10 protein-coding genes and 1 pseudogene are annotated in these 14,408 nt (G+C 58.5%); 6 read left to right on the top strand and 5 right to left on the bottom strand.

The genetic code is table 11. From position 1 onward, the window contains the following. Positions 1-51: 51 nt before the first annotated feature. From bglX to AWM69_RS03985, 6 genes and pseudogenes are all read left to right on the top strand, one after another. Positions 52-2,343 (top strand): beta-glucosidase BglX, encoded by a 2,292-nt coding sequence (bglX, locus tag AWM69_RS03960; RefSeq protein ID WP_218725821.1) that lies wholly within the window; start codon positions 52-54, stop codon positions 2,341-2,343. A gap of 692 nt (positions 2,344-3,035) precedes the next feature. Beyond that, on the top strand, positions 3,036-5,924 hold the full coding sequence (locus AWM69_RS03965) for a ribonucleoside-diphosphate reductase subunit alpha (protein WP_218725822.1): 2,889 nt from the start codon (positions 3,036-3,038) through the stop codon (positions 5,922-5,924). A gap of 357 nt (positions 5,925-6,281) precedes the next feature. Beyond that, on the top strand, positions 6,282-7,544 hold the full coding sequence (gene codB / locus AWM69_RS03970) for a cytosine permease (protein ID WP_131652778.1): 1,263 nt from the start codon (positions 6,282-6,284) through the stop codon (positions 7,542-7,544). A 38-nt stretch (positions 7,545-7,582) separates the two neighbouring features. Further along, positions 7,583-7,810 (top strand): annotated as a pseudogene (locus AWM69_RS03975) (helix-turn-helix domain-containing protein); the annotation flags it as partial. Continuing rightward, complete coding sequence (codA, locus tag AWM69_RS03980; RefSeq protein ID WP_131652777.1) at positions 7,807-9,045, top strand: cytosine deaminase; 1,239 nt, start codon at positions 7,807-7,809, stop codon at positions 9,043-9,045. The pseudogene AWM69_RS03975 and the gene codA, both read left to right, overlap by 4 nt. Positions 9,046-9,328: 283 nt before the next feature. Beyond that, on the top strand, positions 9,329-10,243 hold the full coding sequence (locus AWM69_RS03985) for a hypothetical protein (RefSeq protein WP_218725823.1): 915 nt from the start codon (positions 9,329-9,331) through the stop codon (positions 10,241-10,243). A gap of 109 nt (positions 10,244-10,352) precedes the next feature. Here the strand turns inward: AWM69_RS03985 and flgE are convergent, their stop codons facing one another. The 5 genes from flgE to cheR form a co-directional block, all read right to left on the bottom strand. Next, positions 10,353-11,681 carry a flagellar hook protein FlgE gene (flgE, locus tag AWM69_RS03990; protein ID WP_218725824.1) on the bottom strand — a complete coding sequence of 443 codons (1,329 nt, stop codon included), beginning with the start codon at positions 11,679-11,681 and terminating at the stop codon, positions 10,353-10,355. A gap of 29 nt (positions 11,682-11,710) precedes the next feature. Continuing rightward, entirely contained in the window at positions 11,711-12,439 is a 729-nt protein-coding gene (locus AWM69_RS03995) for a flagellar hook assembly protein FlgD (protein WP_218725825.1), read from the bottom strand. Between the two features lie 15 nt (positions 12,440-12,454). Then, entirely contained in the window at positions 12,455-12,898 is a 444-nt protein-coding gene (gene flgC / locus AWM69_RS04000; RefSeq protein ID WP_048379194.1) for a flagellar basal body rod protein FlgC, read from the bottom strand. 3 nt (positions 12,899-12,901) lie between these two features. Next, a complete protein-coding gene (flgB, locus tag AWM69_RS04005; protein WP_048379192.1) occupies positions 12,902-13,309 on the bottom strand; it encodes a flagellar basal body rod protein FlgB in 408 nt (135 codons plus the stop codon). Between the two features lie 239 nt (positions 13,310-13,548). Then, entirely contained in the window at positions 13,549-14,376 is an 828-nt protein-coding gene (gene cheR / locus AWM69_RS04010; RefSeq protein WP_131652773.1) for a protein-glutamate O-methyltransferase CheR, read from the bottom strand. Between the last annotated feature and the right edge of the window lie 32 nt (positions 14,377-14,408).

The raw sequence follows: 14,408 nt of genomic DNA on the forward strand, positions 1-14,408 counted from the left end.
AAGCGCGGCTTTGTCCCACGCTTTAAGCAAGCGACGCGCAGAAGAGTCCTAATGAAAAACATGTGTTTGCTGGGCATTGCCATCAGCCTTGCCAGTCACGCTGCATGGGGTCAGACCCCGTCGGCGCCGCTTCCGGCCAAAGAGGTGTTTGTCGCCGACCTGCTGAAGCAAATGACTGTCGATGAAAAAATCGGCCAGCTGCGCTTGATCAGTATCGGCCCGGAAATGCCCCGTGAGCTGATCCGCAAGGAAATCGCCGCAGGCCGTATCGGAGGCACCTTCAACTCCATCAGTCGCGCCGAAAACCGTCCAATGCAAGATGCGGCTCAACGCAGCCGGCTTAAAATCCCGATGTTCTTTGCCTATGACGTGATCCACGGTCACCGCACCATTTTCCCGATCAGCCTGGCGCTGGCTTCCAGCTGGGACATGGATGCCATTGGCCTCAGCGGCCGCATCGCCGCCAGAGAAGCCAGCGCCGACAGCATCGACATGACCTTCGCCCCCATGGTTGATATCGCCCGTGACCCGCGCTGGGGTCGTACCTCCGAAGGCTTTGGCGAAGACACCTATTTAGTGTCGCGAATCGCCAAGGTGATGGTGCAGGCGTATCAAGGGGCCTCCCCCGCGCTGCCGGGCAACATCATGGCCAGCGTCAAACACTTCGCCCTGTATGGTGCGGTAGAAGGCGGGCGGGACTACAACACCGTCGACATGAGCCCGGTCCGCATGTACCAGGATTATCTGCCGCCTTACCGTGCCGCCATTGATGCAGGCTCAGGCGGGGTCATGGTGGCGTTGAACTCCATCAACGGCGTCCCGGCGACCTCCAATATGTGGCTGATGCAGGACTTGCTGCGCAAGGACTGGGGCTTCAAAGGCGTGGCAATCAGCGACCACGGTGCAATTTTCGAACTGATTAAACACGGCGTCGCCAAAGACGGTCGCGAAGCAGCCAGGCTGGCGATCAAGGCCGGTATCGACATGAGCATGAACGACTCGCTGTACGGGGAAGAACTGCCTGGCCTGCTCAAGTCCGGCGAGGTCCCGCAAAGCGATCTGGACAACGCGGTGCGCGAAGTACTTGGCGCCAAATACGACATGGGCCTGTTTGCCGACCCCTATCTGCGGATCGGCAAGGCCGAGGATGACCCGGCCGAAACCAATGCCGAAAGCCGCCTGCACCGTGCCGAGGCCCGTGAAGTGGCACGCAAGAGCCTGGTGCTGTTGAAGAACCGGGCCGACACCCTGCCCCTGAACAAGCAAGCAAAAATTGCGCTGGTCGGCCCCCTGGCCAAAGCGCCGATCGACATGATGGGCAGCTGGGCAGCCAATGGGCAGCCGGCTCAGTCGGTCACCGTGTATGACGGCATGCGCAATGCGCTCGCCCGGCAGGGCACCTTGATCTATGCCCGCGGCGCCAACATCACCGACGACCCGGCCATTGTCGACTACCTCAACTTCCTCAACTTCGATGCGCCGGAAGTGACCAATGACCCGCGCCCGGCACAGGTGATGATCGATGAAGCGGTCAAGGCTGCCCGGCAAGCCGATGTGGTGGTGGCGGTGGTGGGCGAATCACGGGGCATGTCCCACGAATCGTCGAGCCGTACCAACCTCGACATTCCTGCCAGCCAACGCGCGCTGATCAGCGCCCTCAAAGCCACCGGCAAACCCTTGGTGCTGGTGTTGATGAACGGGCGTCCGCTGTCGATTGACGTGCAACAGCAACAGGCCGATGCCGTGCTGGAAACCTGGTTCAGCGGCACCGAGGGCGGCAATGCCATTGCTGATGTCCTGTTCGGTGATTACAACCCGTCAGGCAAGCTGCCAATCACCTTCCCACGCTCTGTAGGTCAGATTCCTACCTACTACAACCATCTAAGCATTGGTCGTCCTTTCACCCCGGGCAAACCGGGCAATTACACTTCGCAATACTTTGATGAGCCGAACACCCCGCTGTACCCGTTTGGCTATGGCCTGAGCTACACCGATTTCAGCCTGTCGGATGTCAGCCTCTCAGCCGGTACGTTGAAACCGGGCGCAACCCTGACTGCCAGCGTGACGGTAAAAAACACCGGCAAGCGCGCCGGTGAAACGGTCGTCCAGCTGTATATCCAGGACGTCACCGCATCCCTAAGCCGTCCGGTCAAGGAGTTGAAAAACTTCCAGAAGCTGATGCTGCAGCCCGGCGAAGAGAAAGTTGTGCAGTTCAAGATCGATGAGGACGCCCTGAAGTTTTATAACGCGCAACTGAAGTACGCCGCCGAACCCGGTGAATTCAAGGTGCAAATTGGCCTGGATTCACAAAACGTCCAGCAAAACAGCTTCCAGTTGCTCTAACTTCGCGCAATTGCCCGGAAGGTCCCAAGAGGCCTTCCGGGTACTTTCCCCCCCAATCTCCGCTTGACCTTTTCTATCTTTGCCGCCGCCCCAAAATGCGTTCGGACAGCGCTGTTTTTTGTGGTAGGGTTCGCGCCCTCAAAATTCAGTACGGGCAGTTGAATCCGGTAAAAATTGGTGACAAACGGTTCGCCCTAGCAGGTACGCGGCCTACGCAGTTTTTGTGGCTTTCATACACAAAGCGCACCACGTTTCAAGCCCGGATACTACGTTGCACATGCGTTGAAAAACGCATATCTTGTATAAATCCTGCTGAAATACACCACATATAGGGTTTCAGCAAAAAAACCAAACACAGCTCAGCTGAGAATTTCAAGTCCTTTTCTCGCGCCAGTTTGGTTGACAAAACCATTTTGAAACACACCAACCGCCCATGCGGATGGATTCCGTTTTCCAGCCAAAAAAGCCGGAAAGCGGCCTGGATGTTGCAGAGCCGAAGGCAGACTGTCATCCAGCTGGATTAAAGTTTCTGGCAGTACGTTGAGACTCAGGACTTCGCAAGGAAGCGGCCCAAACCCCTTTCTGTACCTTCGAGGTCTTTACACCGACTCAAACCCGGTTGTAGCGCTTCGGACGGAACGGTGGGCACCCATAAGGTGCCCAAACAAACATAGAGAATGTGGAGACACCCCATGCAAACCGACACAACTCGCGAGAACTCGCAGGGCACTGCGTCGCAGGCCGATGATTCCAATCTGGATCTGTCTGCAACTGCACCAGGCCAATTGCGCGTGATCAAGCGTAACGGAACGGTTGTTCCTTACACTGATGACAAGATCACCGTCGCCATCACCAAAGCGTTTCTCGCAGTTGAAGGCGGCAACGCTGCTGCCTCGTCGCGTATTCATGACACCGTAGCGCGCCTGACCGAACAAGTAACCGCGACCTTCAAGCGTCGCATGCCCTCGGGCGGCACGATCCACATCGAAGAAATCCAGGACCAGGTTGAGTTGGCCCTGATGCGCGCCGGCGAACAAAAAGTGGCTCGCGACTACGTGATCTACCGCGATTCGCGTGCCAAGGAACGCGCCATCCGCGCGCCGGCCGAAGACGCAGTCCAGGCTCACCCGTCAATCCGCATCACCCTTGCCGACGGCACTTTCGCGCCGCTCGACATGGGCCGCCTGAACACGATCGTCACCGAGGCCTGCGAAGGTCTGGCTGAAGTCGACGGCGACCTGATCCAGCGCGAAACTCTGAAGAACCTCTACGACGGCGTCGCCCTGACCGACGTCAACACCGCGCTGGTGATGACCGCCCGTACCCTGGTAGAGCGTGAGCCGAACTACTCGTTCGTGACCGCTCGCCTGCTGATGGACACCCTGCGTGCCGAAGGCCTGAGCTTCCTCGAAGTGGCCGACAGCGCCACTCACCACGAGATGGCCAGCCTGTACGCCAAGGCCCTGCCTGCCTACATCGCCAAGGGTATCGAGTTCGACCTGCTGAACCCGGTTCTGGCCACGTTTGACCTGGAAAAACTCGGCCAGGCGATCAACCACGAGCGTGACCAGCAGTTCACCTACCTGGGCCTGCAAACCCTGTACGACCGTTACTTCATCCACAAGGATGGCGTGCGTTTCGAACTGCCGCAGATCTTCTTTATGCGCGTGGCCATGGGCCTGGCGATCGAAGAGAAGCAAAAAGAAGACCGTGCCATCGAGTTCTACAACCTGTTGTCGTCCTTCGACTACATGTCATCGACCCCTACCCTGTTCAACGCCGGTACTCAGCGTCCGCAGCTGTCCAGCTGCTACCTGACCACCGTGCCGGACGATCTCTCGGGCATCTACCACGCGATCCACGACAACGCCATGTTGTCCAAATTCGCCGGTGGCCTGGGCAACGACTGGACGCCGGTACGTGCACTGGGTTCGTGGATCAAGGGCACCAACGGCAAATCCCAGGGCGTGGTTCCGTTCCTTAAAGTCGTGAACGACACCGCCGTGGCCGTTAACCAGGGTGGCAAGCGCAAAGGCGCTGTCTGTGCCTACCTGGAAACCTGGCACATGGACATCGAAGAGTTCATCGAGCTGCGCAAGAACACCGGTGATGATCGTCGTCGTACCCACGACATGAACACTGCCAACTGGATCCCTGACCTGTTCATGAAGCGCGTCTTCGATGACGGCCCGTGGACCCTGTTCTCGCCATCCGAAGTACCGGATCTGCACGACCTGACCGGCAAGGCTTTCGAAGAGCGTTACGAGTACTACGAAGCCCTGTCCCAGTACCCGGGCAAGATCAAGCTGTTCAAGACCATCCAGGCCAAAGACCTGTGGCGCAAAATGCTGTCCATGCTGTTTGAAACCGGCCACCCGTGGCTGACTTTCAAAGACCCGTGCAACCTGCGCAGCCCGCAGCAGCACGTGGGCGTGGTTCACAGCTCGAACCTGTGCACCGAGATCACCCTGAACACCAACAAGGATGAGATCGCGGTCTGCAACCTGGGCTCGATCAACCTGCCGAACCACATCGTCAACGGCAAGCTGGACACCGACAAGCTCAAGCGCACCATCGACGTTGCCGTGCGCATGCTCGACAACGTGATCGACATCAACTACTACTCGGTGCCACAAGCTCGCAACTCGAACTTCAAGCACCGTCCAGTGGGCCTGGGGATCATGGGTTTCCAGGACGCGCTGTACCTGCAGCACATTCCATACGCTTCGCAAGCAGCCGTGGAATTTGCCGACAAGTCGATGGAAGCCGTCAGCTACTACGCGATCCAGGCCTCCTGTGACCTGGCCGACGAGCGCGGCGCTTACGAGACGTTCCAGGGTTCGCTGTGGTCCAAAGGCATCCTGCCGCTGGATTCGCAACAGATCCTGATCGAACAGCGCGGCCAGAAATACATCGATGTTGACCTGAACGAATCCCTGGACTGGGCACCGGTTCGCGCCCGTGTACAAAAAGGCATTCGTAACTCCAACATCATGGCCATCGCACCGACCGCGACCATCGCCAACATCACCGGCGTATCGCAGTCGATCGAACCGACGTACCAGAACCTGTACGTGAAATCGAACCTCTCGGGCGAATTCACCGTGATCAACCCGTACCTGGTTCGCGACCTCAAGGCTCGCGACCTGTGGGACTCGGTCATGATCAACGACCTGAAGTACTACGACGGTTCCGTGCAGCAGATCGAACGCATCCCGCAAGAGCTCAAAGAGCTTTACGCCACCGCGTTCGAAGTCGACACCAAGTGGATCGTTGACGCTGCAAGCCGTCGTCAGAAGTGGATCGACCAGGCTCAGTCGCTGAACCTGTACATCGCTGGCGCTTCGGGCAAGAAGCTGGACGTGACTTACCGCATGGCCTGGTACCGTGGTCTGAAAACCACTTACTACCTCCGTGCCCTGGCTGCAACCAGCACCGAGAAGTCCACCGTCAACACCGGCAAGCTCAACGCCGTATCGAGCGGCAACAAGAGTGAAGACGTCGCCGCCGCACCTGCTGGCCCGGCTCCGGTGCCAAAGGCTTGTGCGATTGACGAGCCGGATTGCGAAGCTTGCCAATAAGCTGAGCTCCCCGGGCGGTTTAACCGCCTGACCAAACCCCCCGCACGACCCGGGCAACAATCGGGTCTGGCGGGGGTTTTGTTTTTTGGGGGGCAATACGTCCATAAGATGTGCACCGGACACTGCGACGGCGGCGACATGGCGTGCATCAACAGTGCAGCCACGCCTCAAAATGAATCACGCTGCCTACCCCGAATCATGCCATCACGCTGAAGATGTTCACTCTGCACAGGTACTTCTATGGCCTGTGCCCGCTTTTTCCTGTTTTAGGCACTACGCTGAACAGGCCCGCTTATTGCTCTAGCCCATGGGTGCCATTGATTACGGCGTCATCCATTCGAGGCGGAGAAATACACCATGAGTTCACCCGGCGACTTTCCTTTGAGCGAAGCCCCGCGTTCAGCACGCAAAGGGCTGCTGTCAATTTCGATGGTGTTGTTCAGCTTCACCTTCTTTACCGGAACCATGTTCGCCGGCGGCAAGCTGGGCATGGCGTTCAATTTCATCGACATGCTATGGATCGCCGCCATCGGTAATAGCCTGTTGGCGCTCTATGCCGCGGCCCTGGCGTTGATCGCCGCCCGCAGCGGCCTGAACACGGTACTGATGGGCCGCTTCTGCTTTGGCGAGGCCGGGAGTCGGCTTTCGGACTTTTTGCTCGGTTTCGCCGAACTGGGCTGGTATGCCTGGGGCACTGCGACGGTTGCGATCGTGCTGGTGAAAATACTGGGACTGGCCGAGGGCTTTACCTTGCCGTTGATGGTCCTGTTCGGCCTGGGCTTCAGTATCACCGCGATCATCGGCTACAAGGGGCTGGATGTTTTGTCGCGGGTGTCAGTGCCGTTGATGTGTGCTCTGCTGGTCATCTCCATGTACATCGCCACTCAACATGTCGGCGGCTTCAAAGGGCTCGCGGCGGTGATCCCGAATGAAACCATGAGTGTCTCTGCCGCTATCACCATGGTCTTCGGCACCTTCGCCAGCGGCGCGACCCAGGCCACCAACTGGACGCGACTGTCGCGCACCGGGCGCATTGCGGTCATCGCCAGCGTGGTCAGCTTCTTGCTCGGAAATGGCTTGATGATCGTTGCCGGTGCCTGGTGCGCCATGGTGTATCAACAAGCCGACATCGTTGAAGTGATGATGCTGCAAGGCTTGTCCTTCGCCGCTGTGGTCATGCTGTGCCTCAACCTGTGGACGATCCAGGGCCCGACGATCTACAACGTCGCGGCAGCGGCTTGCCACCTGGTGCGCAGCGAACGCCGTCGCACGATGACCTTGATCGCCGCCGCCATCGGAGTGGTGCTGGCGATGGGCGGCATGTACGAACTGCTGATCCCGTTCCTGGTATTGCTCGGCTCCATCATTCCACCGATTGGCGGTGTCATCATGGCTGACTTCTGGTATCGCCATCGCGGTCAGTACCCGGCGCTGGCCAGTGTTACGCTGCCGCGCTACAACCTGCTGGGTTTGACCGCTTATGCGCTGGGTGCGCTGCTGGCGTATTGCTCGGCATGGGTCGCGCCGCTGGTCGGGATCGTCGCCTCCGCCGTGAGCTACATCGTGCTGCTGGAAATCAGCCGTCGCTTTCAGTTACCCCGAGCTCAGGAGGAGCATTGACCCTGACTATCGAAGACATGCTCGCCCTGCCCGGCTTGCTAGGCATGTCATTGTGCGCCGGCGCCCGTAACCTGCTGCGTCTGGTAGCCGATGGCGAAACCCTTGACGCGCTGCTGCAGGAAAACGGCAATACCCTCAAGCAACGGATACAACGCATCGAGCACCACAGCGGGCAATCGCTCGACGATCCCCTTTTTCGCATGAACGCTTCGGTCGCCCTCCTCATGTGGCGCATGACCGAAGCCCAACGACAGGACCGAACATGAACATCATCAATGCCACCTTGCGTAAAACCCCAGGCCTGCACACCGTCACCTGCGAAGGTGAGCGCATCAGTGCGATCACCTTGCAATCGGGTACGGTGCTCGCCCGGGCGGGTGATATCGATGCCCGCGGGCAACTGCTGATCGCCCCCCTGGTTGAGCCGCATATCCACCTGGATGCGGCCCTGACCGCAGGTCAGCCCGAGTGGAATTTGAGCGGCACGTTGTTCGAAGGTATCGAGCGCTGGGCCCAGCGCAAGGAAACCATCACCCACGAAGACACCAAGCAACGTGCCCACACCACTCTCCGGATGCTGGCCGAGCACGGCATCCAGCACGTACGCACCCATGTCGACGTGACCGATCCGACGCTGGGGGCGCTCAAGGCTTTGCTTGAAGTCCGCGAAGAAACACGCCACCTCATCGACCTGCAAATTGTTGCCTTTCCCCAGGAAGGTATTGAGTCGTATGCCGGTGGGCGCGAGTTGATGACCCGTGCGGTGGAACTGGGGGCCGATGTGGTCGGCGGTATTCCTCACTTTGAAAACACCCGCGAACAGGGGGTCAGCTCCATCAAGTTCCTGATGGACCTTGCCGAGCGTACCGGCTGCCTAGTAGACGTGCACTGCGACGAAACCGATGACCCGAACTCACGCTTTCTTGAAGTACTGGCCGAAGAAGCACGGGTGCGTGGCATGGGCAGTCGGGTAACTGCCAGCCATACCACGGCCATGGGCTCTTACGACAACGCCTACTGTTTCAAACTGTTCCGCCTGCTCAAGGCATCGGGGATCAACTTCGTGTCATGCCCGACCGAAAGCATTCACTTGCAAGGCCGTTTCGACAGTTATCCCAAACGTCGGGGCGTCACCCGCGTTGCCGAACTGGATCGTGCCGGGATGAACGTCTGCTTTGGCCAGGACTCGATCAAGGATCCGTGGTATCCACTGGGCAACGGCAACATTCTGCGGGTGCTGGATGCCGGATTGCACATCTGCCACATGATGGGGTTTGACGACCTGGCGCGCAGCCTGGACCTGGTCACGGACAACAGCGCGCGAACCCTCAACCTCGGTGAACGCTACGGCATTGCCGTGGGCCGCCCGGCGAATCTGCTGGTGCTCGACGCCGAGAGCGACTACGAAGCGGTACGCCGCCAGGCCAAGGCACGGGTGTCGATCCGCGGGGGCAAAGTGTTGATGACGCGCATACCGGAACAGGTCGAATTCAATGGCTGATTGAATTGCTGCGAGACGACGCCCCGCCTCCCTCACCGGCTCATGACGGTCACCGGGAAGGCCATTGTGGTTGACGGCCAAGTGATACGGCATAATGCCCACCTGCCAAAAACCCGACTCGGGGCGCCCCTCGCACTCTATGGATAAGCATGCACGTATGGATAGCCATCAATTGTTGTATCTGCTCTACGGCGGGAATGAAGTGTACCGCCAGGAAGCCAGGTTCAGCATACTGACTGCGCTTCGAGAGCAGCGCATACCGGGTAGTTTCACGATCAGCGTAATGACTGACGAACCTCAGGCGTTTGATGGCTGGCCCGTCAATGTCATCCCCCTGACCGCCGCCATGCTGGCCGACTGGAAAGGCGTCAACGGCTACACCCACAGACGCAAGGCCTGCGCCATCGCTGCCGGGGTCAAGCTCGCGGACAAAACCATTTTCGTCGACACCGATACGGTCTTTTTTAAAGACCCGGCCACTCTCTTTGAGCGCATCAACGATCAGCAGTATTTGATGGATCAATTTGAGTGGACCTGGCGTGAAGCGGCCAAACGTCCCGTTTATCAGCGTTTTGCCGCTGATCTCGTGGCCCGGGGCAAAGCCCCCGCAGACACCCTGAAACTCTACAACAGCGGTATCTGCGGGATCACCCGCGCCAACGCCGGAATGATGGACGCCGTGATCGCCTTGATCGATGAATGGGCGGACCATGGCAGTACCCTGCATACCATCGAACAGATCGCAGTCTCGTTCATGATGGGAGACTCGAAGGTCGTCACCGCTCGTGACTGCGTGAATCACTACTACGCCAAAAAACGCTATCACCATGCGATGAACAAAGGCTTTTTCGAGACGTATGGCGAGCAGTACCGCACCGACCTGCCGCAACTGTCGGCAACAGTGCCGGTATTTTTCCCCGGGCCGGGACTGGTGACACGAACACTGGCCAAAGTCCGCCTTTTGTCAGTCGCCAAACCCCTGCGTCAGGCAGCCAAGATGATCATCTATGGCCAGGCCATCTCGACCCCCGATTACCTCGAAGCGTATTGCCGCCATGCCCTGTGGAACAGAGCGATCGAATTGATGCAGCAAAAAAACGCCACACCACCGGCCATCGAGCAGGTGATCAATGTCTGCGTCCCGACGGCCCGTCAACCCGAGTTCAAAGCATTGCTGGCGCAACGCACGGCCCTGTGAGGGGCTCCGGCTCACCCGGAGACCGGGCACATGATCGCCCTCGGTACTGCCTCAAAAACCACAAAGCCCCGACGTGTGAACGCCGGGGCTTTGTGCTGCAGCACCGCTATCAGGTCATCTGAATGATGGTCTGCATGATGGTGCTTTGGGTCGAAATGGTTTTGGCGTTGGCCTGGTAGTTGCTCTGCGCCTTGATCAGGTCAACCAGTTCGTTGGTCAGGTTGACGTTGGAGTCTTCCAGCGAGTTGGAGGCGATGGCACCCAGCGAGCCGATCTTGGGTTCGTCGTAACCCGCCTGGCCCGAGGCGTAGGTTTCTTTCCAGGCGGTGCCACCCGCCGGCTGCAGCCCTTGTTCGTTGGTGAAACTGGCCAGCGATATCTGGCCAATGGCGCGGCTCTGGTTGTTGCTGAAGTTGGCGAACATCACCCCTGAACCATCGATGGTCAGGTTGTTGATCTGGCCCGTGGCGTAGCCGTCCTGGGTCGGCGGGTTACGCGAAGTGTCGGTGTTGTACTGGGTGGTTTTGGCCATATTGATGCCAATCCCGGTCCCGTTGGCCGCCGCCCCGTTGGCGACCCACTGGCCGTTGACCGTTGCGCCCGGCATCCAGTCCGCCACGGTCAGGGTGCTGCTGACAATGGGGTCTTCGCCGGCAACCGGACTGGGCGTCGAAACGCTCGACAGCGCACCGGCCGAATCAAACTTCAGGATCGAAGCGATCGGAGCCTTGGCGTTTTCACCGGTCACCGGGGAGCCATCCGGGTTGCGGCCGTCGATCAGGGTGTAGGTTTTCCAGGTGTTGGAATCGGTTTTCACCATGTACTGATCCATCGGGTGCGGATTGCCCTGGGTGTCATAGACGATGGTGTTGAATTTTTTGCTGTAGCTGGAGAGCTCGGAAGGATTAAAAGGGTTGAGCGTCTGATCGATCACTTCAGCGTTGGAATTGAGGTTGATCGTCGAGTCCACCGAACTGCTCGCCTTGGGAGCGAGGTTGGAGGTGTCGATACGCAAGTCCGTCAGTTTGCCGGTGACGATCTTGCCGTCCGCGTCCACGCCGTAGCCCTGTAAGCGCGAAGTGCCGTCGGTGCTGGTCACATAGCCGTCTTTGTCAGGCTTGAACGTACCGGCGCGGGTGTAGCTGAGGGATCCGTTGTCGCTCAGGACGAAGAACCCGCTGCCTTGAATGCCCATGTCCAGCAGGTTGCCGGTGTTGTTGATCGCACCCTGACCAAAATTTTGCGACACGTTGGCCAGGTTGACGCCACTGCCAATGGTCTTGCTGCCCACGCCCAGCTTGCTGGCCGAGTAGACATCGGCGAACTCTGCGCGGGATGCCTTGAAGCCGGTGGTCGCGACGTTGGCGATGTTGTTGCCGGTAACGTCGAGTTGTTTGTTCGCCGCATAGAGGCCGCTAAGGCCGATATTGAATGACATGTTTCTCTCCTTGAGGCGTATGAGTCGGCTTAGAGGCCAATGGTCTGGACTTTGGAAATCCCAATGCTGCCCAGACCCGCGAGGTTGAGCATGATCTCGCCACCGGTCTTGCTCAGGGTCACACTGTTTACCGTGGCTGGCAGGTAAGTCGTCAGCGCCGTGGTGCCGGTGTCGGTTTTGCTCGAGGCGGTAAAGCTGTAGTTGCCCTTGTCCAGCAACAGGCCATCGTCGTCCTTGCCATCCCAGGTGAAGTCCACACTGCCGGCTTTTTGCGTGCCCAGCTCAAGGGTCCTGACCACTTCGCCGTCAGCGTTGGTAATGCTGATGACCGGCCTGGAGTCCGCGTCCGCTACCACGACCGTGCCATTGAAAGGCTTGTCGCTCGAGGGGTCGACGTAGGCTTCGCCGGTTTGAACGATCACCGAGCGGCCCACCAACGACGAGGCCTGCAAGGCCTGCGAAGACTGGAAGTTGCCGGAAATGGCGTTGACCGAATCGTTCAGCGTCGTGATCCCTTCCAGGCTGCTGAACTGTGCCAGCTGTGCCACGAATGCGGTGTTGTCCTGCGGATCCAGCGGGTTCTGGTTTTTCAGCTGGGTGACCAGCAATTGCAGGAACGCGTCCTTGCCCAGCGCCGAACTGCTGCCGGAAACTGCTTTGGAAGCAGCGGCCAGACTGTTGTCGGTGGTCTTGGCCTGGGCAGAGTTGGCGAGCACCTGGTTCAAGGTCGGGCCGCTGATGGAATCGGTCACACTCATTTGCGTCGCCCCTTATCACTGACCGAGGGTCAGGACCTTCTGCATCATGGTTTTGGCGGTGTTCATCATTTCAGCGTTGGTCTGGAACGAACGGCTGGCGGAAATCATGTCGGCCATTTCTTCCACCACATTGACGTTGGGGTAATACACATAGCCCTTGGCGTCAGCAGAAGGATGGTTAGGCTCGTAACGGGCTTCAAGGGTGCTCTGGTCTTCGACCACCCCCAGAACCTGCACGCCTTGGCCGGCAGCGTCCTGGTTCTGGAACAGCGACTCTCCGGTTGCGCTTTGCGCCCCCTGGAACATCGTGGCAAACACCGGGTGACGCGCACGGTACGTCTGGTCAATGCTCGACGATACGGTTTCGGCGTTAGCGATGTTGCTGGCAACGGTGTTCAGACGCGTGGTCTGAGCACTCATGGCGCTACCGGCAATATTGAACACACTGGCTAGAGACATGAATTACTCCCCGCGCAGGGCTGACATAAGCCCTTTGAATTTGCTGTTGAGCAGGGTGAAGCTGGCCTGGAAGTTGACCGCATTCTCTGCGTAACTGGATTGTTCCAGCTGGGCGTCCACGGTGTTTTGGTCAATCGACGGTTGCATCGGCGTGCGATACAGCAACGACTCATCGCTGCCGCTCAGGCCTTGGGCTTCGATATGGCGGGTATTGGTCTTGTTCAGGGCAAAACTGCCGTTCTGGTTTTTATCGTTCTGCGCGGCAAGCACGGAAGCAAAATCCAGATCCCGGGCTTTGTAGTTCGGGGTGTCGGCGTTGGCGATATTGTTCGCCAGCACTTCGGCGCGCTGGGCGCGAAAACCCAGGGCTTGCTCATGGATACCGAGCGCTTTATCGAAGCTGATGCTCATGTCGAAAAACCTTTGTGGGCTGACCTGAGAGATAGGTTCAGGTTTTACATAGGTTGATCAGAGCAAGTGCCGTGCCAGTTTCTACATCGCCGTATTTCAAGGCCTGGCCGGGGGAATTGAAGGCGGCAATGCCAGAAAAGCGGCAATGGCTGTCCGCTGACTGCCGCTTTTCTGCCGCTTTTAATCAGCCTTCTCTGTGCAGGAGCGAGCTTGCCCGCGCCTGCAAAGGATGGCGTTCATTACTTGGCCTGGTAAATAATCCCCGGACTGCACTGGATCATCTGGTAATGATCGGGCAAGCCGTTAAGCGCTTCTGAGGCACCCAAAAACAGATATCCCCCCGGTTTCAGGGTGCTGTGAATACGCAGCAGGATGTCTTTTTTGACCTCGGCCGAGAAGTAGATCAGGACGTTGCGGCAGAACACCACGTCAAATTTGCCAAAGCCGGCGTAGCTGTCCAGCAAGTTGAACGAGCGAAACTCGACACGGTTTTTGATCGGTGCCTTGAGCACCCAGCGCCCCGGTTCCTTGGGATCGAAATACCGCTGCAAACGCTCCTGAGACAAACCGCGACCAATCGCCAGGTTGTCGTACTCACCGGTTTTGCACGTCGAGAGCATCGAGGCCGAGAGGTCAGTGGCCATGATTTGCACCCCCGCCCGCAACTGCCCCAGATTGCTGCGCTCGAACTCGTCGATGGTCATCGACAGTGAAAACGGTTCCTGACCAGACGAACACGCCGCCGACCAGATACGCAAGCGTTGACCCGGGCTAGCCTTGATCAGCTCGGGCAGGACTTTGTTCTTCAGCACTTCGAAGGGATAGGTATCCCGAAACCACAGGGTTTCGTTGGTGGTCATGGCATCGACCACCTGCTCGCGCAGCCCGCTGCGCGGCTGGCTCTGGATCCGCTGAATCAGCTCACCCAGCGACTTGATACCTTGCTGCTCCATCATCTTGTTGAGACGGCTGGAGACCAGGTACTGCTTGTTTTCACCCAGCAAAATGCCACAGGCTTTTTCCAGGAAAACCCGGAACTGTTCAAAATCCAAATTAGCCGTCGACAAATGATCCCGCCTCTTAAATCGTGTTGACCGCC

This window comes from Pseudomonas sp. D1HM, assembly GCF_019266105.1.
GTDB lineage: Bacteria > Pseudomonadota > Gammaproteobacteria > Pseudomonadales > Pseudomonadaceae > Aquipseudomonas > Aquipseudomonas taetrolens.

Excerpts from the sequence above, each read along its gene's own strand:
- AWM69_RS03985 (WP_218725823.1), top strand. The coding sequence starts at position 9,329 with ATGACTGACGAACCTCAGGCGTTTGATGGCTGGCCCGTCAATGTCATC.
- flgC (WP_048379194.1), bottom strand. The coding sequence starts at position 12,898 with ATGTCTCTAGCCAGTGTGTTCAATATTGCCGGTAGCGCCATGAGTGCT.
- codA (WP_131652777.1), top strand. The coding sequence starts at position 7,807 with ATGAACATCATCAATGCCACCTTGCGTAAAACCCCAGGCCTGCACACC.
- AWM69_RS03995 (WP_218725825.1), bottom strand. The coding sequence starts at position 12,439 with ATGAGTGTGACCGATTCCATCAGCGGCCCGACCTTGAACCAGGTGCTC.
- AWM69_RS03965 (WP_218725822.1), top strand. The coding sequence starts at position 3,036 with ATGCAAACCGACACAACTCGCGAGAACTCGCAGGGCACTGCGTCGCAG.
- bglX (WP_218725821.1), top strand. The coding sequence starts at position 52 with ATGAAAAACATGTGTTTGCTGGGCATTGCCATCAGCCTTGCCAGTCAC.
- codB (WP_131652778.1), top strand. The coding sequence starts at position 6,282 with ATGAGTTCACCCGGCGACTTTCCTTTGAGCGAAGCCCCGCGTTCAGCA.
- flgE (WP_218725824.1), bottom strand. The coding sequence starts at position 11,681 with ATGTCATTCAATATCGGCCTTAGCGGCCTCTATGCGGCGAACAAACAA.
- flgB (WP_048379192.1), bottom strand. The coding sequence starts at position 13,309 with ATGAGCATCAGCTTCGATAAAGCGCTCGGTATCCATGAGCAAGCCCTG.